Source organism: Pseudomonas sp. P4_B4 (assembly GCF_056402255.1).
Window position 1 is genome coordinate 1 of sequence record NZ_JBFUHS010000028.1, and the last position, 18,465, is coordinate 18,465.

Genomic DNA, 18,465 nt, shown 5'->3' on the forward strand with positions numbered 1-18,465 from the left:
GCTCATCTGGAAGATCCATCTGCTCGGCGACTATTTCAAACCACGTTCCTTGGGTGGCATAGGTCTCGCGTAGTTTGGGCTCCAGTTGAGCCAAGGCGTTCAATTGCTCTGGCTCAATCCTGCCGATGGATTTTAAAACGTAGAAATCCAATAGCTTTAGAAATGGTTTGCCTTCGTAGCGACTCACAGACGAATGGGGCAGAATTATTTTCCGTACCCCAAACGACTGCTTTTGGCCGATTGTTGCCTGTCGCGAACGCAGCCACCGACCCATAACGGACCCCGCCCTAAGTGCTTCAATTCAAGCTTGGTATTACCTTGAAACCTTTAGCGGGGCTGATATAGGATGGCTGAAGGAGATGGCATTCCTCCTTTAACCGCCTTCGTGCTGATGATGCCTACGTGAACCCTGGACTGGGCGCGTAGGTGTGTCGCCCTGTCCTCCTACTTAGGACAGGATCGTGATTTCAATCTCTCCGTTCATCCCCCATCTGTTCATCCAGTTGTCAGAGATTTCTCGCCTATTCATGCCGATAGGAGACGCGCAGCTATGCTGAAGTCATTGCTCGTTATCGCTATCGGCGCATCACTTGGGGCCTGGTTACGCTGGTTGCTGGGTATCAAACTCAATGCCCTGTTCCCAACTGTTCCGCCGGGCACCCTGATTGCCAACATGGTTGGGGGATACATCATCGGTTTGGCGATTGCCTTCCTAGCCGCAACGCCATCGCTGAGCCCCGAATGGCGACTACTGATCATCACCGGCTTCTGTGGGGGGCTGACAACCTTCTCTACGTTCTCAGCTGAAACTGTCACCTTGATTCAGGAGGGCAGATTGTTTTGGGCGATTGGTGCCATATCGCTCCACGTCGCTGGCTCACTGGCGATGACTGCCGCAGGACTTCTCTCGTTTCAATTTGGCACACGCTAAAGAGGTGATCAGTCATGAAAGGGTTTCTGGTGATTTTCTTTACCCAACAGAACCGCCGTCATCATGGAAAAATGCTCGGTGACTGGCTTGTCGATCTGGCCAAAGAAATGGGGCTGCGTGGAGCCACTCTGGCAACCGGTATTGAAGGCTTCGGACATTCGGGAAAACTGCATTCCTCGCATTTTTTTGAGCTGGCTGATCAGCCAACCGAGATCCGTCTGGCAATTACTGAAGAAGAGTTCACTCGCTTGTTTGAGCGCCTTGCGGCCGAGGAAATTTCCTTGTTCTACATAAAAGCCCCAATTGAATTTGGAGCCGTTGGCATGCGGGCTGATCCAGCCGATCGCGTAGGTTGAAATGTGAGCATGTGGGATTGCCGCAAGGAGATGCCTGCTTTTGGCCGATTTCTGCCTGCCACGACCGGCTGAAACCGACCCATAGCTGCCCGTCTGACTTCGTCATATGAGTGAAACTGGGGCATTCGCTTCTTGGTGAGCCTCATTTCAATGCTCGAAGGTGCCTACAACTCCGAGAGTGATTCAGATCTCCAATGTCGGCATGGCAGATGTCGCGACACGTTTACGATGCTGAAAACGTGTCGCGTTCTATCGGGGTATTTGGGCCGACTGCGACTAAGAAAAAGTGAGAAAACCCATCTTGGCCTGGCTGGTTAAGGGGGGGACGCCATGATGGTTACCGCCTCCTCAAGCCTGCTGTCAGACCCAGCCCGATTATTGCTTAAGTTGCCAGGCTGTTGAGCTAGCCGCCGCCTTGAATTTAACACGGTTTTCTGGCGTGGCCGGTGGTTCTGAGTCGCCAAAAATTGCTTTGAGCCAGTGGCCATCAGTAGGGTTCGGAAAGATAATAAACTTGCGGCCGAACTGCTCTTTGTCTTCGGTCATAAGGCTATTGCGTTGTTTAACGTCAGCGACGTAGTACTTGCGCTTAAAGTCGTTGAGGTTGTCACCAAGCATCACCACCACATCGTAATCCTTGGCGATCTCTGATTGACGCGGCTCCTTGTTGAGCTCAATGCTGGTGTCGTATTTCTAGATTAATCAGGCGTAATTCCTGCCTTTGCTTGTAACAAGGGCGGAGCGAATTGAGTAACCACCAGTTTCAGGGATGCATCTGCGTGGCCGCTTTTGAGCCTGCTAGCATTGGACGTCAGTGAGCCAGAAAAAAGGGCGGGCAATGGAGATAAGAAAAGTAGGGCCGAGTGATTTGAATCATCTCCGTAAGTCATTGAGTCAGGCAGGACTGCCCGACAGTGATGTCAGCGAACCAGATCGACAGTTTTACCGGTTCGAAGTGGATGGGAAATGGGTTGCTTATGGAGGGCTCGAGGGTACTGGTTCCGATCTGTTGCTGCGCTCAATAGTCGTTTGTGAGACGTATCGTGGAGTGGGGCTGGGTAAAGCGGTGTTGTCTGAACTGGAACGGTATGCTGTCTCTCAAGGTGCAGTCCGATTGCACCTGTTGACCCAAAGTGCTACTGGTTTTTTTACTGTCAATGGGTACGAACTGCTCGGCAGGGACGAGGCACCTACGGCTATCACCCAGACAGTTCAATTCAAGCATTTGTGCCCTGCATCAGCGAGCTATCTGCGCAAGTCTCTTAACGTTCCCCCTTGTACTGAGTAAGTCATTGATGTGCTTTAGGTCGAAGGCTGCAAATCTCTGTTTCTGGCCGATTGATGCCAGTCGATAAGGGGCAATCGACCCATTGCAGACATTTACCGGCGCAACAATCAGCCGAATGACGATCACTGTCACTCATGTAGAAAGCCCAGCGCCAGGCTGGGCTTCGGTGAGCCGGTCTCCTCACATCTGCGGAGGCCAGTTATGTGATTCACCTTGGCATTCCTTGCACCAGGCGTAGAGCGCGTCATACATGATCAGACCGTGTGCCAGCATTTCATGGTCGTCGGCAAAGCACCGTGATAACCCTAGTGACATCGCGTACAGCCCAGCCGATTGTGGGGTCATCTCCAGGTGTGAGGTGTCAGCGCCACGCACGATTTTGGCCAGATACTGCAAGGCTGGCTCACTGAGTTGGTACTTTTTCAGGAACGCATCGAAACTGCACAATTCGCCCTCATGAGTCAGCTCAACGCCGGGAATATCGTAGGGTGCAGCGTCTTTCTCCGCTGCAACCCGCAGCACATCGGCGCTGGGCACGTATAGAAACTCGGGCTGTGGATCTATGAAACGGCTGATTAGCCAAGGACAGGCAATACGGTCAATCTTGGGTCGTTCACGGGTAACCCACCTCATAAGACACCTCCTGCCTAGCTCAGTAGGCTGGGTGATCGGGCGAGCCCAATGCCCGCCAGAGATTGCTAATCAACGGGTGTTCTCTAGCGCAGCAGATGCACTGCCAAGCCGACGAGCGCACAGCCCATCAACACCTGGATGACGCCCCGCTTGAAGCGAAACAGGGCAATCGCGGCGGCAATCGCGATCAACGCTGAAGGCCAGTCGAGGTTGCCGCCCAAGCCCTTTGGCCAAAGCACGTGATAGCCGAAGAAGCAAGCCAGATTGAGGATCACTCCAACCACTGCGGCCGTAATGGCGGTGAGTGGCGCAGTGAATTTGAGTTCGTTGTGGGTCGACTCCACCAGCGGGCCACCCGCGAGGATGAACAGGAACGACGGCAGGAACGTAAACCAGGTCACCAAGGCGGCCGCGACAGCGCCAGCCAGAAACACCTGATCGGCCCCGAAAACTTGCGAGACATAGGCTCCGACAAAACCCACGAAGGCCACCACCATGATCAGCGGCCCAGGTGTGGTTTCCCCTAGAGCCAAGCCGTCGATCATCTGAGTTGGGGTTAGCCAACCATAGTGACCGACCGCGCCTTGGTAGACATACGGGAGCACAGCGTAGGCTCCACCAAAGGTCAGCAATGCCGCCTTGGTAAAGAACCAGCCCATTTGGGTCAAGGTGCCTTCCCAACCAAAGACAACCGTCAATATTCCCATCGGTAATGCCCATAACCCGGTGCCTATCAGTGCCAGCATTGCCAGTTTTAACCAACTGAACCGGGCATGTTCCGGGGACGGGGTGTCATCATCAATCAAGGCCGGACCGAAGGACTTTTTCGTAGCGCTATGGCCACCGGTTCTGAACTTCTCGGGCGCCAGACGTCCGCCGACATAACCGATCAATGCGGCTCCCAGCACAATCAACGGGAACGGAACATTGAACGCGAAGATTGCGGTGAATGACGCCGCCGCTATCGCCCACAACCAATTATTTTTCAAAGCCCGAGAGCCGATCCTATGGGCCGCCTGCACCACAATGGCCGTCACGGCGGGCTTGATCCCATAGAAGAGCCCGGCCACCACAGGTACTTCGCCGAACGCGATATACATCCACGACAGAGCGATCAGGATGAACAATGAGGGCAGCACAAACAGTGCCCCCGCAATCACTCCACCCCAGGTTCTATGCATCAGCCAACCGATGTAGGTTGCCAACTGCTGGGCCTCCGGCCCAGGCAGCAACATGCAGTAGTTGAGGGCATGCAGGAATCGGCGCTCGGATATCCAGCGCCGCCGCTCTACCAACTCCTGGTGCATGATCGAAATTTGTCCCGCTGGCCCACCGAAGCTAATAAAGCCGAGCTTCAGCCAAAACCAAAACGCCTCACGCAAACTGATCGCTTCCGGCCTCGACAGATCCTCTTCAACCATTGATGCCAAAGCCTTATTCATTAGGCTGTTCCTCTTTCACAAACCCGGCGAGCAGGCCGTCGAAGATGGCGCTCGCAGCAGCCAGCAAATGGTCGTCGTGGCTAATGGTTTCACGTAGCCCTGCGAGCACGCGCTCGATGCCGGCAGCCTCCACCGGTTGAAAGCCTCCGACATCGAGGTAATGCACCAAAGCCGCAATGCGGTTCAGGCCGGACTCTTGAAGCTCAAAGCTGGCTTGCAAAGTTTCGAAGCTCACGCGGTTGCCGACATGGCTGAAAGCGGCGTCATCGAAGTCGAAGCCCAAGGCATCGGCCGGACAGTCCTGTGGCGTGTCCAGCCAGAGGATTTGAGCGTTAGGGTCAATGAAGCGGCGGATTAACCAAGCACAGGCCAGGCGGTCAACCCAAGGACGCTTACGAGTTGCCCAAACACGCCCCTGATAATCGCTACGGTTGAGTGCCGTTATGGGTTGATTGCGGCTGTGTGGCTCGTCTGAAGACAGGGCTCTGCTGACGGCGATCTCAAGCTCCTGCAAGGCTGCGTCAATCTGCTGCTTCGGCTTACCTGGGAAGTAATCGATGTTGGTCAGCTGGTCGTAGGTTTTGCGCAGTTTGCGAATCTGTTTCGTGATGGCCAAAGCGTTTTCAGGGTTGAGTTGCCCACGACATTCTTCGATCTCTGTGTGTAGCTTGCTGTAGTCATCGCTACGGTCGAACAACTCGACAAAACGCTCACCGTTAGGATCTATGACAGGCAGGATAAATGCGGTGCCATTGATGGCCAGGATGTCGCGCTCGACTGCTGCGAGCGCCTCACGACAGACACCAGTATCAGGCAGCAGATAGGCGCCATCACGCAGAACCGCGGCGCCAGCAGCTTTCAGAGCACGCCAGGCTCGCATGCGTTCGGTGGCATTAGCGGTTGGTAAACCAAGAATCAGAGTTAACCAGTTTTTCATGTAGAGTTAGCTACTTATTATGTAGTAATAAGTACATTACTCTTGATTTTTGCGATTGGAAAGCTGCCCTTCGGAACCAGGCCGGCAACACTGATTGCTCAGGTTGAACGCGGGTGTTTTGAGGGTTGAACCAGCGCCTTCGAGCGACCCTGCGGTCGCTCGAAGGCGCTCTTGTTACTTCAGGTTGCCGCTGAGGAATTGCTGCAGGCGCTCACTTTTGGGGTTGCCCAATACGTCCTCGGGCGCACCCTGCTCTTCGACCCGCCCCTGGTGCAGGAACAGCACCTGGTTCGACACTTTGCGCGCAAAGCTCATTTCGTGGGTCACCATGATCATGGTGCGGCCTTCTTCGGCCAGCCCCTGGATCACCTTGAGCACTTCTCCCACCAGTTCCGGGTCCAGGGCCGAAGTCGGCTCGTCGAACAGCATGATCTCCGGTTCCATGCTCAGGGCACGGGCAATGGCGACCCGTTGCTGCTGACCACCCGAGAGAAACGCCGGGTATTGATCTGCAACCCGTGCCGGCAAACCGACCTTGTCCAGGTAGCGCCGGGCGCGATCCTCTGCGTCCTTCTTGCTGACGCCCAGCACCCGGCGTGGGGCCATGGTGATGTTGTCGAGCACGGTCATGTGGCTCCACAGGTTGAAGTGCTGGAACACCATCGCCAGGCGAGTGCGGATGCGTTGCAGTTCATTGGCGTCGGCCACGCGCATGCCGTGGTGGTCATGGACCATTTGAATCGGCTGGTTGTCCAGGCTCATGGCGCCGTCGTTGGGCGTTTCCAGGAAGTTGATGCAACGCAGAAAGGTGCTCTTGCCCGAACCACTGGCGCCAATCAGGCTGATCACATCGCCGGTCTTGGCGTTCAGCGAAACGCCCTTGAGGACTTCATGGTTGCCATAACTTTTGTGCAGGTTTTCAACGGTCAGTTTGTACATGAACAAGCATCCTGAATTAGTGAGCCGGGCCGAGGAAAGACAGCCAGCGGCGTTCAGCCAGGCGGAACAGGCCGACCAGAGAGAAAGTGACTGCCAGGTAGATCAACGCGGCGATGCCGAAGGACTGGAAAGTCAGGAAGGTCGCCGAGTTGGCATCCCGAGCGACTTTCAGGATGTCCGGGATGGTCGCGGTGAAGGCCACGGTGGTCGAGTGCAGCATCAGAATCACTTCGTTGCTGTAGTAAGGCAGCGAGCGACGCAGGGCGGACGGCATGATCACGTAGGTGTACAGCTTCCAGCCGGTCAGGCCGTAGGCTTTAGCTGCTTCGACTTCACCGTGGTTCATGCTGCGAATGGCCCCGGCGAAGATCTCCGTGGTGTAGGCGCAAGTGTTCAGGGCGAAGGCCAGGATGGTGCAGTTCATCGCATCGCGAAAGAACGCATCCAGTACTGGCTGAGCACGCACCGCAGCCAGGCTGTAAATGCCGGTGTAACAAATCAGCAGCTGAATATAGAGAGGCGTACCCCGAAACAGATAGGTGTAGAACTGCACCGGCCAGCGCACCCAGACATTGGTCGAGACCCGGGCAATCGACAGCGGGATCGACATCACGAAGCCGAAGAAGATCGAGGCACTGAGCAGCCAGAGGGTCATGGCCAGCCCGGTGATGTGATTGCCGTCCTGGAACAGGAAAGGTTTCCAGTATTCCTGCAGTAGCTCGATCATCGCACGGCCTCCCGGGTGCCTGCGGCGTAGAAGATTTCCATCCGGCGCAAGACGTAGTTCGAAACGGTGGTTATCACCAGATAGATCAAGGCGGCCAGAATCAGGAAGAAGAACAGCTGATAGGAGCTCTTGCCCGCGTCCTGGGCTACCTTGACCAGATCGGCCAGGCCAATGATCGACACCAGCGCGGTGGCCTTGAGGATCACCATCCAGTTATTACCGATGCCCGGCAGGGCAAAACGCATCATTTGCGGGAACACTACTAAGCGAAAGCGCTGAGCGCGGGTCAGGCCGTAGGCGGTAGCCGCTTCCATCTGCCCTCGCGGTACGGCAAGGATGGCGCCACGGAAGGTTTCGGTGAAATAAGCCCCGTAGATGAAGCCCAGGGTAATGACCCCGGCGCTAAAGGGGTTGATTTCGATATAGTCCCAGCCCAGTGCTTCGGTCAGGCTGGTCAGCCAGGTTTGCAGGCTGTAGAAGATCAACAGCATCAGCACCAGGTCCGGCACCCCGCGGATCAGCGTGGTGTAGGCCTGCGCAGGGACGCGCAGCAGTGCCGATTTCGAAAGCTTGGCGCTGGCGCCGATCAGGCCCAGGCCAACGCTCACCAGCAAGCACAGAAAGGATAATTTGACAGTCATCCAGGAGCCTTGCAGCAACAGCGGGCCGAAACCCTTAAGGCTAAAGCCTGACAGCCCAAGAATCTGCAATAGGTTTTCTAGCATTGAGTAGCCCTACGTCAATCAAAAAAGTGCCCATCCGCAAATGGGCGCAGGGTCATTATTTGCCGCTGTAGAGATTCAGATCGCCAAAGTGCTTCTGTTGGACGGCCGCATAGGTGCCATTGTCGTGCAGTGCCTGGATACCTTTGTTCAGCAAGGCCTGGAGCTCGGCGTTGCCTTTGGTCAGACCTACGGCGGTTTTGGCTGGCAGCAGGGGGCTTTCGACCGGCTCGCTGACTTGGAAGTCGGCGCCTGGTGGCGACTTCAGGAAGCCCAGTTCGGCTTGCAGCATGTCCTGGATTGAGGCATCGAGGCGTCCGGAGATCAGGTCAGCGTACACCTGGTCCTGGTTGGCGTAGGCCTGGGTCTCTACCCCGGCCTTGTCCAGCACGGCCTTGGCGTAGGCTTCCTGGATGGTGCCTTGCTCGTAGCCGACTTTCTTGCCCTTGAGGGAGGCCGGATCGGTGCCGATGGCCACGCCTTTCTTGAATACCAGCGCGGTCGGGCCAGAGAACAGCTCGTTTGAGAAATCGATAACTTTCTCACGCGCTGGCGTGGCGGTCATGGAAGAGATCACGCCGTCGAACTTGTTGGCCTTGAGGCCGGGAATCATGCCGTCGAAGTCACTTTCGACCCATTTGCACTTGACCTTCAGCTCAGCGCAGATCGCGTTGCCCAAGTCGATATCGAAGCCCACCAGGCTGCCATCGGCGGCCTTGGATTCGAACGGCGCATAAGAGGGGTCGACGCCAAAACGCAACTCCTTGTACTCCTTGGCCAGCGCAGAACCGGCAGCCATGCACAAAGCCAATGCAGAAAGGGTGAGAAATGCTTTTTTCATTGTTTTATTCCCAAGGACCATCGAAAGCGCTTGTGCCGCAAGAGCGCGTGTACTGCGTGGCGAAATGTCTTATGCACACGCAGATACTTGTACAGACAAGCATATGCAATCACCTGGCCAATTCGCGGATTGGGCGTTTGATAAAGCGCGTAAAGCGCTCTAGGACGGGCTTTTCAGGCAGGTGAGCGCAGGGGGTGAGGCAGCCTGCCAGGCTGTTACCGAAGCAGGTTTTTACACCCGGCTGGGGTATGCGGTAACAAAGTGTGAGATTAAGGGCGCCGACTTTTGGATACGTGGACGACGTGATTATTTTGCCACTTGGCATTCTGCTTGCCATTCGGCTGATGCCAATAGCAGTGCTGCAGGAGTGTCAGCTCAAAGCGGCTGAGCGGGAGGCTAGAAATTTGAAGCGCCCAGTGAATAAGCTTGCTGCGGTGCTCATCGTACTGACTTGGTCCATTGCCGCTATTGGTGTGTGGCGAGCGTGGGGTGATTGACAAAGGATCGATAGAAGTGGGCGGGAGTGAAGCTGTTGTCCAGTTTCGTGAATGATTGCAGCGGCACTTCTGCCATTGGATCAAAGCCAATATAGGAGAGCAATGGTACACAACCAGCCGATGCTGAGGGTGATAGTCAGGTAGATAACCACGAGCATCAGAGAGTGATTCCACATGACACTAACCTCCCATAACCACCGTTTTAGGCGCTTTAGGGGCGTCTAATAAACCGAATAAACATAGGTTAAGCCGTACCACAGCATCCGGGCTGCTCCTGGAGCGGCGGGCACTTCACCGTTCCAAACGAACAGAACACACAGCAGTCACCTGGGTTCGGGCGTAGCAGCGTTTTACAACTGCCACACTCGTAGAAGAACTGGCAGGCGTCCGTGGGCATGGTTTCCTGCTTGGCGAAACCGCAATGTGGGCAGGTCAACACGGATTCGAGGATGACGGCACTCACGGTTGCCTCACTTGTGCACGGTGACGTCAAGCGCCAACAGTGCCAGTGGCCCGATACAACACACCGACGCACTAATAGCGGCCAATGCGCCCGCGACCAGCGAACCTTTGCCGATTTGTTGAACCATCGTCTTCTCCATTGAATCGATCTAACCTAGAGTCACTTTACATTCCGTACCTAGGTACAGAATCAAGGGGCGTGTGATGGCGACAGGAATGAGTATCGGCAAGTTGGCGCAAGCTGCCGGGGTGAACATCGAGACTATTCGCTATTACCAGCGACGTGGCTTGCTGGATGAGCCGCCAAAGCCGCTCAGCGGTTATCGGCGCTGTTACCGGAGCAGGTCAAACGGTTGCGCTTTATCAAGCGGGCACAGGCGCTGGGATTCACGCCGGATGAGGCGGGCGCACTGCTGACACTGGATGCGGCCTGCAGTTGTAGCGAGACTCGGGCACTGGCCGTGCGCAAGCTGGCCCTGATCGAGCAAAAGATGGCCGACCTTGCAGCAATGCAGCAATGCAGCAGGTGCTGGGCGGACTGGTGCGGCAATGCGATGCAGGCGGCGGGGTCGCATGCCCTATCATCGATGCGCTGAACGGGGAGTGATGCCGGGTTGCAGGGCACCCTGCATAGGCGTCAGGCCAGCAACCCGTACAATGTAATAGTAAGGTTGCTTGCTAGCGGTCAGGAAAGACTGCTTCAGCCGATTGTTGCCTGTCGCGACTGACGGAAATCGACCCAACGCGAACATCCATCGATGACTGCTTTCGGTAACAGTGCCCATTCAAGTATCAATGTCTGGATAAGTACATTGGGGCCGATTCGCGAACAGCTTTCTTTCTGAGCTACGGCAATATCGGTTCGTGGCAATCTGCCAGTACCGATGTATGCAGAACATCGGCGCTGGCTTCGGCGCTACTTGACCTCCTCAACCTCATAATTCACATAGCCGAACTCGTTGCTGCGAGCCGCCATGTATTTGCCGTTTTGCTCGAATACTGTGGCCTCGAAGGGTGTGCCGCCGAGTGTTGTCACTAGATGCCCGTCCTTGATTTCATATTTGGCCGGCACGCCAAACTGGCCGTCATGCAGCATGTTCAGGTATTCACCTTGCGTAGGCGGCTTGCCATCGACGCTGGTGACCAGGCGTTGGCCTTCGGTGCCATAGACGATCTCGAATGTCTGGCCGGTGACGGTATTGCGCACCTTGATGGTTTTGCCCACCACGTAGGCTTGCAACTGCTCGTTAGTGAGCGCTTTGGCACCTTCGGTTTTCAGCTGATCGATGGTTTTGCCAGCAGCGACAAGCTTGCTGTCCTCAACTGTCGGCGTGTACCAGATCGGCGAAGTCCACGCACGTTCCTGGACGGTGGCCGAGACGTCGGCCGGCGGCGGTACTTGCAGCTTGGCCGCGTCATAGGTGCTCCAGCGCGGGGTCGGAATCTGTAGCACGCGAGCGTAGTAGAACGCGTGCCGGGCCGGATCGAAATCCGGATCGACCCAGACTTTTTTCAGCTCGGTGGCACCAATGGTATTGGTGTAAGTCGCCTTGGAAACATCGACCGTGGAGCCCACCGGTGGGATTTTGCCGGTGGCCTGGTCCAGTTGGCGATCACCGGACCAGGCGACGTCGTAGATCTTCTCGAAGGTTTGGCCGTTTTTGGTCCAGCCCTTGATGATCTGGATTCGGTCGAGGTTGCCATCGTCAACATCCTTGACCGCCCACACCACGAAGGACGGCGTCTGTTTACCCTGTTTTGCCGGCAAGTCGCCGCCCATGGGAACGCCCTTGGCGTAGGCGGCATGCACCCAGTCTTTTTCATTCCACAAACTGCTGTCGAAACCCCAGCCACCAAACATGCGCACGGGGATGCGCACTCCGCTGGTGCCATAGACTTCTTTACGCTTCATGGCATCGAAGATCGATTCACGGGTGTTTTCTTCGGCCCAGACACCGGCCAAACCGGACGTGCTGGTTTGCAAGGCCAACAAGCCCGAGTTCTGTTTGCCGGAAAGACGCGCCGCCGGGGTGCTGTCGGTAAAGCCGTGGGAGCCGAAGTTGTCGCTCTGCGAATAAGGAATCACCCCATTGTGCGAGTCGCTGGCGGCGACCACGCCCATTTTGTAAGGGTTGTATCCACGGGCTTGCTGCAAAGCCATACCGTTTTGCCAGGCTTGCCTGATGTAACTGCCATTGATTTTCGACGTGCTGTTGTCGATGCCGAGCAGGAAACTCATGACTTCATAATTGGCAAATTCGTCTGTCGGCGACAGTTCGGGGTGGGTTTCCGAGGTGCCCTTTACCTGGTGAATTTCGGTAAGGGATTCATTGCGCATCCGCGTCTCGGCCCAGGCGGCATCGATGGGGCGGCCACGGTCATCTACGTCCACCGGAAACATCAGGCCGTTGCTGAGGTTGGCATTGTGGGAGATCGCCAGCACCTCGTTGCCTTTTTTGCGTTGATCGTCCATCCAGCCCCACAAATCTTCCGGTTTGTCCGAATCGAGGGCTGTGAAAGGCAGGTCCGGCACCTTCTTCGAGTCGCGGAAAAACACATTGCGGTGCATGTTTTGATTGTTGGGGGCTGAGGTCCATTCATAGGCAACAAACGTGGTGAACTTGCCGGGCTTGTAGTACTTGTCGGCGATGGCGATGTTCTGCTGCCAGATACTGCCGGCAACCTTCGGATCAATCAGCTCCTTGATCGGGTGGCTCAAGCTGCCGGCGATCCATTTGAACACCCGGTTGAAATCTTCCGGGGTTTTGACAATCAGCTTTTGCGCGATGGGCAGCTTGCTGAAGTCTGACTTCGGATCGTTGGCCAGGGCGATCACGCCCACGTATTCCGAGTGATCGGTCACGCCATGGAAATCCAGCGGGCGACCCTTGAGTTGCACTTCAAACCCCATTGGATGCTTGATCGGCATCCCAAGTGAGTATTGGTACGTCTGCTCGGGATCGACCTGGTGATTGCCGATCAGGTAGGCATCAATCGACCAGGAGCTGTGCGAGTGCGTCTGGCCAAAGTAAACCTCGCGATCCGGGTTGCCCTCTGCCAATGCCAGCGTGCTGACCGTTAACATGGCGTAGCCGAACAGTGTTGGCGCGGTGAAGTGTGTAGGGGTTTTCATATTCCACGTCTCCGGAATACGGCAATGACAGGGTGCAACTCAGGACAAGAAACTCGAGACTCTTTGGAAAAACCAGAAGGCAGCCAGCGTACCCAACCCGTAAGAAGCAATCGGTCGGGCATACAGGACTGCGGGCCGTGGCAGTCGACAACGCAGCAACAGTGCGCGCAGGCTCAACACGACGGCGACGAACATCAACTGGCCGATCTCGACGCCGACATTGAAGGTGAACAGCGCCAGCGGCAGGTCGCGCTGCGGCAATCCGATTTGCGCCAGCGCACCGGCAAAACCGAAGCCATGCAACAAGCCAAAACAGAACGCCACCACCCATGGCCACTGGAGGGTGAAACTGGTTTCGTCACGGTTCTTGCGGGCGATTTCCACTGCCAGCAACAGGATGCTTAGCGCAATCGTCGCTTCCACAGGAGGGCCGGGCAGCCGCACCGCACCCAGTGTAGCGAGTGCCAGAGTGACGGAATGGGCGAGGGTGAATGCGGTGATGGTCTTCACCAGCATCCAGCCATTACCCACCAGCAGCAGGAGACCGAAGACGAACAGCAGGTGATCGAAGCCCCCCAGGATGTGTTGGATGCCATGAGCCAGAAATGCACCGGCCACCGAGAACGCTCCCGGCGTGGCAGCGATCTCTATCCAGGGCTGCGCAGGGTGGACGAGGGTGGTCGTCAGGCTGCCGTCCAGGCGCGAGACACGCACCAGCACATCGGTGATGCTCGCTTGCAGGCCGATGAATTCAATACGTTGCCCGACCAGTCCTGCGGGACCGGCTTCAATGACCCGACGCTCGATCAGTGAGTCGTTCAGCTCGCTTTCCACGGGCTCAACGACGGTACGCACACCTTCGGCAAACCGGAGCGCAATCGGCAATCGCATGCCTGAAAGCACCGGCGTGCGCCACAGTACGTCATAGCGCCCGGCAGCCGTTTCGTTGAGTTCCAGGTAAGCGGGGCGCGACTCATGGGCGATGGCCGTTAGCCCCACGAACCAGAGCACCAACAGTAGCCATACCGTGCACCGCATCACGGCCGCTCCGTGTGTGTGGCGGCAATCACACCAGCGGAAGCAGGTATCATCAGCACGACCTCATAGCGTGCTTTCAGTGCATCGAAATTCGCGCGTTTCGATGTGCTGCGTTGTTCGGACATCCAATCGGACTTGACCTGCTGGGCCACGGTTTCGAAGGGCGGAGGAGGTGATTTGGCCAGCGCATCAATCCACACCAGATGCCAGCCAAAACCCGACTCCACAGGCCCCACCCAGCTACCAGGCGTGTGCTTGAACAATGAAATGGCGAATGTTGAACCAAAGACCCGCGCCACCTGATCCCGGGATTGTTCTGAGTAGGCGTTTTTAAACATAAAGGCATCGCCTTCACCACTGTTCTTGTCAGACAGCCCACTGAGTGCGGACTGAGCCTGCGCTTGCGCATCCGCACCACGTTTGTCCAAGGCGAAAAACAAATGATGGAAGGTCAAAAGTGGCGGCGGGGCATATTGGTCCTGATGCTCGTTGTACCAGGCCTCAAGTACACCGGGTGCCGGCTCGCGAAGTGACGCTACATCCTCGGCAAGAAAATCCATTTTTTGCGCCAGTCGGCGGCGAATAATAGTGTCGTCTTTATCCAGGCCAAGTTTCAGTGCTTCGCGATAGAGGATTTCCTCTTTCACATATTCCTCAATCAGGCCCTGCAACTGTTGCTCCGATGCGGGTCGTTGCCATCGCGCCAGCCAGGAAATCGCGATCCGCTGAACAACTTCAGGGGTGATTTCGATGCGTTGCGGATCTTGATCAAGGGTTGAACGGTGTAAACCTCCGTACAGCACAAAGAGTGCAAAGCCGGCGATCAGAAAGTGCAGTAACGGCTGGCGAATGCATCGCTGGATTAACGAAAGTCGAGATTCTTTCGCTTCGCAGACGCTTAAGTTCATGACTTATTGCCCCACGCTATACTGCGAATAGTTTTCGCGGCCGAGTGGAGTATTGCTGCTATACCGGAACTTTCCACCAAGGCTAATCACGATAAGCACTAAGGCTTAGTAGCAATCGGATTAACCATTTCCCCAGGGCCGTCCAGTCTTGCACCTATACAGCCCGGGACGGAGCGCCCATGTGATGAAAGGACTGCTTGTTTTCGCCGCGATCATCGAGGCAGCCACTGGTGTGGCGCTGATACTTGTCCCGTCGCTGATCGGGCAACTTCTGCTTGGCATTGAACTGACGGGCGTCATCGTCCCCGTGGCCGGCATCGCCCTCATCGCATTGGCCATCGCCTGCTGGCCAGGACCAGCAATGCTCGGGATGTTGATCTATAACGCAGCCGTTACGCTTTATCTCGCCTACGTTGGCATCTCGGGGGAATCGAGTGGGGTTTTGTTGTGGCCGGTGGTCGTATTGCACGGGATCATGACGGTACTTTTGATTCGAGCAATGACAAGCCAGACGAGGAACTCACAGACGTAGTCAACGCCTGGCTATATGCGTTTTCAGACGCCGGCAAATCCTGCGGTTTTAAGGGGCATGGTCATCTACTCCTTGTCGGTTGCAGTACTCCTGATGATTCGAAGCCAGGGCAACAGTTCAGTGACTGCTTTTGGTTGTGGATTCAACCGGTCGATGCAACAGATTGGCTAAATCGTTCAGCGGGTGTTTCGTAGTTTAGTGTTTTCCGAGGGTGTCGATCCTGCTGTAACGGGGCGTCCGGCCTACCATCCAGCGGTCTTGCTGAAGATCTACATTTACGGCTATCTCAATCGGATTCAGTCCAGCCGCTGGCTAGAACGCGAGGCCGAGCGCAACGGCGAGTTGATGTGGCTGACGGGGCGTTTACCCGCCGAAGAGGCGCGGGCTACTCGCTGCGCACGCTCTCAGTGCCAGGTGTTCGTATGTACGGGGCGCTGTATGCGCAGCACCAACCGGTCGATCTGCGGCACCAGCAGATTGGCGGCTAGCACGGCGAAGCAGAGACCATCGGCATAAAGCCCGAATTCGCGAATCAATTCAGTCACCGCTCCAATGGCCACGCCGAAGAGGATGCGACCGGCGCGTGTATCGGGACTGGTGACCGGATCGGTGGCGATGAAGAAGGCGGTGAAGAGATAGCCACCGAGACTGAGGCTGTACAGGCTTTCCTGTAGGCTATGACCGGCTGCCAGGCACAGCAATACTGTGCTCGCGAGCATCGCCAGCGGAATCTCGATTCGGATCACCCGCAGGACTGCCAGTAGCAAACCGCCGGCAATGTAGCCGTACCCCGACAGATTGGGGGTGATCAGTGTGAACTGGTTCTTGGCCAACTGAGTGGCGCCGGCGAACGCATCGAGGTTAAGGCGTGGCGCCAGCTGCAACTGTTGTAGAAGAACCGCCTTGGCGTCCAGGGTGAGAGTCCAGGGGGCATAGTTCGAAGGCGCTGGGTACAATTGCTGGTAGAAGCAGATAGCGATGATCCCCAGGCCAACCATGGCGGGGTTGAGGCGGTTGCGACCCAGGCCTCCACTGCCGTGTTTACACAGTGCGAGCGCGGCAAAACTGGCCAGGGCGATCATCCACAGCGGCACCAGCAGCGGCAATGCCCGAGCCAGTATCAGGCCTAGCACCAGCCAGCTCAGGTCGCTCAAACCCTCGCGGACATTACGTCCGCGCAGGCGCAGCAGGCCGGCTTCGAAGCCCAGGGCGAGCAGCACGCACCAGAAGGTCTGCAACCAGACCACGATGCCAAATTGCCAGGCGTACAGGGCGGTGCCCGGCAGGAGACACAGGCTGACCAGCAGCATCATTGTGCGCAGTTGTCGGTGCGCGGTAGGACGGAGTATCAGGCTCATGCACGTAGCTCCGTCTTGCTCTGGCGGAAACGTTCGCGCAGCGGCAGATTGCTCGGGCAGGTGCTGCTGCAGCTGCCGCATTCGATACAGGCATCCAATCGCAGTTCCTGCAGGCTGGCCTTGTCAAGGCGTTCGGCAGCAGCGTAGAGATCCAGCGGTCTGAGCGACATCGGGCAGACATCCACACAGCGCGTACAGCGAATGCAACTGCCTGCGGGCTGAGGTGCCGGCAAGTAGCGCTCGGCGCCGAATATCAGGCAACTACTGGTCTTGCTGATGACGGCAGTGGGGTCCGGTAACGGCTGTCCCATCATCGGCCCGCCGACCTGGGTCAACTGGCCTTCGGGGGCCGCGCCAGCAACTGCGCGCAGTGCGCTGACCGGGTAACCCACCGGCACCAGGACATTCCCGGGGCGCTCGCAGTCCCCGGTCAGCGTCAGCACGCGTCTTACCAGTGGTTCGCCGTGGAAGATGGCCCGGCCCAGTGCGTAGAGCGTCGCGACATTCAGCGCCAGTACGCCGATATCGGCGGGCAGGGTTCCTGGCGCCAGGTTGCGGCCACTAAGGCTCTTGATCATCAATGGCTGCCCCCCTGCCGGGTAACGCGCCGGTAGCGGACATATCTCGACCCGGGTGCGCGCCTGGCGAGCGGCGGCGCGTAACGCGGCCATCGCCTGAGGTTTGTTGGTTTCGATACCGAAGCGGGTCAGCGTTATTCCCATCAGTGCGGCGACATAGTCGGCGGCCTCGATCAGCGCCTCGGCACGTTCGCGCATGAGACGGTCATCGCAGGTAAGGAAGGGCTCGCATTCGGCACCGTTGATCAGCAGAAGATCGGGTTGCTGGGCGCCGGCCAGCTTGAGGGCCGTCGGGAAACCCGCCCCACCAAGGCCGACTATGCCCATCTGCAATGCTCGTTCGACCAGCGCCTCGGGCGTTTGCGGTAGCCCCAGCACTGGGCGTTCGATCCACTCATCCAGACCATCTGCGTTCAGAATGACGGCCATGACCGGCTCGGCCGAGTCGGCCGCGAAGGCGAGATCAATCCGTTCCACGATGCCGGAGGTGCTGGCATGCACCCAAGGGGTGTTGTCATCGCCAATACCGATCACCTCGCCCTTGCGCACATGCTGTCCCGGCTGCACGCAAGGCTGGACAGACCGGCGACCCCGCTCGAGCGGAATCGCCAGCTGTATGTTTTCGACCGCGACCGGGGCAACCGGCGTGGCGTTGGATAATTCTTTGTAGCCCCTGAGCTCGATCCCTCCGTGCCAACTACGCTGTGAGGGTGAGGCGATGGCCAGCAGGCTGCGCCAGAAGGGTTTCTGTTGCGGCTGACGCTGGGCGCGGACGCGGCTCTGCATGCGTTCGACGCTCTGCAACGAATGGCTAGACATTTTCTGTCCTCCAATTTTTTGGCAAAAAACACCCCTATGCGCTAATGCACATAATGTTTTTTTTGCTTCCGGGACGTGGAGCGGAAAGGGAGGGGGACAATTGATCACCCGCGGAACTCAGAGTGCCGAATGGAGGTTTTGTTCATTTTTTGATCAGGCTTGCTGATGGACGGTTGGTCATCCCGTGCGGGAGCGTGGGAGCGGTCAGGCAGTGATCGGGGCGGGTAGCGCCAACGTGCGGGGCGTGCCGGGCGCTATTTCCGGCAATGCAGCTTTAATCTCTTGTAAGCAGTGGTGCCCGCAGTTTGGGTAAAAAAGCGCGCC

The 18,465-nt window shown here is 57.0% G+C and carries 18 protein-coding genes, 4 pseudogenes and 1 riboswitch; of the genes and pseudogenes, 6 read left to right on the forward strand and 16 right to left on the reverse strand.

Annotated features, from left to right (window positions below; all coding sequences use genetic code 11):
* Positions 1–274: pseudogene (locus AC1DVE_RS24185) on the reverse strand (hypothetical protein); the annotation flags it as partial.
* Positions 275–346: 72 nt separating this feature from the next.
* Positions 347–408: riboswitch (Fluoride riboswitch) on the forward strand.
* A 142-nt stretch (positions 409–550) separates the two neighbouring features.
* Here AC1DVE_RS24185 and crcB point away from each other — a divergent pair.
* On the forward strand, positions 551–931 hold the full coding sequence (gene crcB, locus AC1DVE_RS24190) for a fluoride efflux transporter CrcB (protein ID WP_095964982.1): 381 nt from the start codon (positions 551–553) through the stop codon (positions 929–931).
* Between the two features lie 14 nt (positions 932–945).
* Entirely contained in the window at positions 946–1,287 is a 342-nt protein-coding gene (locus AC1DVE_RS24195) for a DUF190 domain-containing protein (protein WP_223460615.1), read from the forward strand.
* A gap of 375 nt (positions 1,288–1,662) precedes the next feature.
* On the opposite strand, the pseudogene AC1DVE_RS24200 reads toward AC1DVE_RS24195, so the two are convergent.
* Positions 1,663–1,956: pseudogene (locus tag AC1DVE_RS24200) on the reverse strand (HAD family acid phosphatase); the annotation flags it as partial.
* A gap of 145 nt (positions 1,957–2,101) precedes the next feature.
* Between AC1DVE_RS24200 and arsN2 the strand changes: the two are divergent.
* Positions 2,102–2,575, forward strand: a complete 474-nt coding sequence (gene arsN2, locus AC1DVE_RS24205) for an arsenic resistance N-acetyltransferase ArsN2 (RefSeq protein WP_223536156.1) — start codon at positions 2,102–2,104, stop codon at positions 2,573–2,575.
* A gap of 180 nt (positions 2,576–2,755) precedes the next feature.
* Here arsN2 and AC1DVE_RS24210 read toward each other — a convergent pair whose 3' ends face one another.
* The 9 genes from AC1DVE_RS24210 to AC1DVE_RS24250 all read right to left on the reverse strand — a co-directional run bounded on the left by AC1DVE_RS24210 (position 2,756) and on the right by AC1DVE_RS24250 (position 9,903).
* Complete coding sequence (locus AC1DVE_RS24210; RefSeq protein ID WP_223459406.1) at positions 2,756–3,208, reverse strand: chromate resistance protein ChrB domain-containing protein; 453 nt, start codon at positions 3,206–3,208, stop codon at positions 2,756–2,758.
* Positions 3,209–3,291: 83 nt separating this feature from the next.
* Positions 3,292–4,650, reverse strand: a complete 1,359-nt coding sequence (gene chrA, locus AC1DVE_RS24215; RefSeq protein WP_223459404.1) for a chromate efflux transporter — start codon at positions 4,648–4,650, stop codon at positions 3,292–3,294.
* Positions 4,643–5,587 (reverse strand): chromate resistance protein ChrB domain-containing protein, encoded by a 945-nt coding sequence (locus tag AC1DVE_RS24220; RefSeq protein WP_223536139.1) that lies wholly within the window; start codon positions 5,585–5,587, stop codon positions 4,643–4,645. The genes chrA and AC1DVE_RS24220 overlap by 8 nt, the downstream gene beginning before the upstream one ends.
* 174 nt (positions 5,588–5,761) lie before the next feature.
* Positions 5,762–6,526 carry an ABC transporter ATP-binding protein gene (locus tag AC1DVE_RS24225; protein WP_046048975.1) on the reverse strand — a complete coding sequence of 255 codons (765 nt, stop codon included), beginning with the start codon at positions 6,524–6,526 and terminating at the stop codon, positions 5,762–5,764.
* A gap of 16 nt (positions 6,527–6,542) precedes the next feature.
* On the reverse strand, positions 6,543–7,253 hold the full coding sequence (locus tag AC1DVE_RS24230; RefSeq protein ID WP_046031502.1) for an ABC transporter permease: 711 nt from the start codon (positions 7,251–7,253) through the stop codon (positions 6,543–6,545).
* The gene (locus tag AC1DVE_RS24235; protein WP_223443181.1) at positions 7,250–7,978 is read right to left on the reverse strand and encodes an ABC transporter permease; all 729 of its coding nucleotides are present in this window, start codon (positions 7,976–7,978) and stop codon (positions 7,250–7,252) included. Before AC1DVE_RS24235 ends, AC1DVE_RS24230 begins: the two co-directional genes overlap by 4 nt.
* Positions 7,979–8,033: 55 nt before the next feature.
* Positions 8,034–8,816 carry a transporter substrate-binding domain-containing protein gene (locus AC1DVE_RS24240; protein ID WP_223459400.1) on the reverse strand — a complete coding sequence of 261 codons (783 nt, stop codon included), beginning with the start codon at positions 8,814–8,816 and terminating at the stop codon, positions 8,034–8,036.
* A 741-nt stretch (positions 8,817–9,557) separates the two neighbouring features.
* The gene (locus AC1DVE_RS24245) at positions 9,558–9,776 is read right to left on the reverse strand and encodes a GDCCVxC domain-containing (seleno)protein (RefSeq protein WP_223459398.1); all 219 of its coding nucleotides are present in this window, start codon (positions 9,774–9,776) and stop codon (positions 9,558–9,560) included.
* 7 nt (positions 9,777–9,783) lie between these two features.
* Positions 9,784–9,903 carry a mercuric transporter MerT family protein gene (locus AC1DVE_RS24250; RefSeq protein ID WP_263287431.1) on the reverse strand — a complete coding sequence of 40 codons (120 nt, stop codon included), beginning with the start codon at positions 9,901–9,903 and terminating at the stop codon, positions 9,784–9,786.
* A gap of 76 nt (positions 9,904–9,979) precedes the next feature.
* On the opposite strand from AC1DVE_RS24250, the pseudogene AC1DVE_RS24255 reads away from it, so the two are divergent.
* Positions 9,980–10,382: pseudogene (locus AC1DVE_RS24255) on the forward strand (MerR family transcriptional regulator).
* Positions 10,383–10,691: 309 nt separating this feature from the next.
* On the opposite strand, the gene AC1DVE_RS24260 reads toward AC1DVE_RS24255, so the two are convergent.
* The 3 genes from AC1DVE_RS24260 to AC1DVE_RS24270 are packed head-to-tail and all read right to left on the reverse strand — an operon-like array spanning position 10,692 to position 14,854.
* On the reverse strand, positions 10,692–12,908 hold the full coding sequence (locus AC1DVE_RS24260) for a DUF3604 domain-containing protein (RefSeq protein ID WP_223459397.1): 2,217 nt from the start codon (positions 12,906–12,908) through the stop codon (positions 10,692–10,694).
* A gap of 39 nt (positions 12,909–12,947) precedes the next feature.
* Positions 12,948–13,946 (reverse strand): HupE/UreJ family protein, encoded by a 999-nt coding sequence (locus AC1DVE_RS24265; RefSeq protein ID WP_223459395.1) that lies wholly within the window; start codon positions 13,944–13,946, stop codon positions 12,948–12,950.
* The gene (locus AC1DVE_RS24270; protein ID WP_223533710.1) at positions 13,946–14,854 is read right to left on the reverse strand and encodes a peptidyl-prolyl cis-trans isomerase; all 909 of its coding nucleotides are present in this window, start codon (positions 14,852–14,854) and stop codon (positions 13,946–13,948) included. Before AC1DVE_RS24270 ends, AC1DVE_RS24265 begins: the two co-directional genes overlap by 1 nt.
* A gap of 184 nt (positions 14,855–15,038) precedes the next feature.
* Between AC1DVE_RS24270 and AC1DVE_RS24275 the strand changes: the two genes are divergently transcribed.
* Both AC1DVE_RS24275 and AC1DVE_RS24280 read left to right on the forward strand, forming a co-directional pair.
* Positions 15,039–15,386 carry a hypothetical protein gene (locus tag AC1DVE_RS24275; protein ID WP_223459391.1) on the forward strand — a complete coding sequence of 116 codons (348 nt, stop codon included), beginning with the start codon at positions 15,039–15,041 and terminating at the stop codon, positions 15,384–15,386.
* 207 nt (positions 15,387–15,593) lie between these two features.
* A pseudogene (locus AC1DVE_RS24280) lies at positions 15,594–15,752 on the forward strand (transposase); the annotation flags it as partial.
* A gap of 38 nt (positions 15,753–15,790) precedes the next feature.
* Here AC1DVE_RS24280 and AC1DVE_RS24285 read toward each other — a convergent pair.
* Entirely contained in the window at positions 15,791–16,744 is a 954-nt protein-coding gene (locus AC1DVE_RS24285; RefSeq protein WP_223459389.1) for an RnfABCDGE type electron transport complex subunit D, read from the reverse strand.
* The gene (gene rsxC, locus AC1DVE_RS24290) at positions 16,741–18,141 is read right to left on the reverse strand and encodes an electron transport complex subunit RsxC (RefSeq protein WP_223459388.1); all 1,401 of its coding nucleotides are present in this window, start codon (positions 18,139–18,141) and stop codon (positions 16,741–16,743) included. Before rsxC ends, AC1DVE_RS24285 begins: the two co-directional genes overlap by 4 nt.
* Between the last annotated feature and the right edge of the window lie 324 nt (positions 18,142–18,465).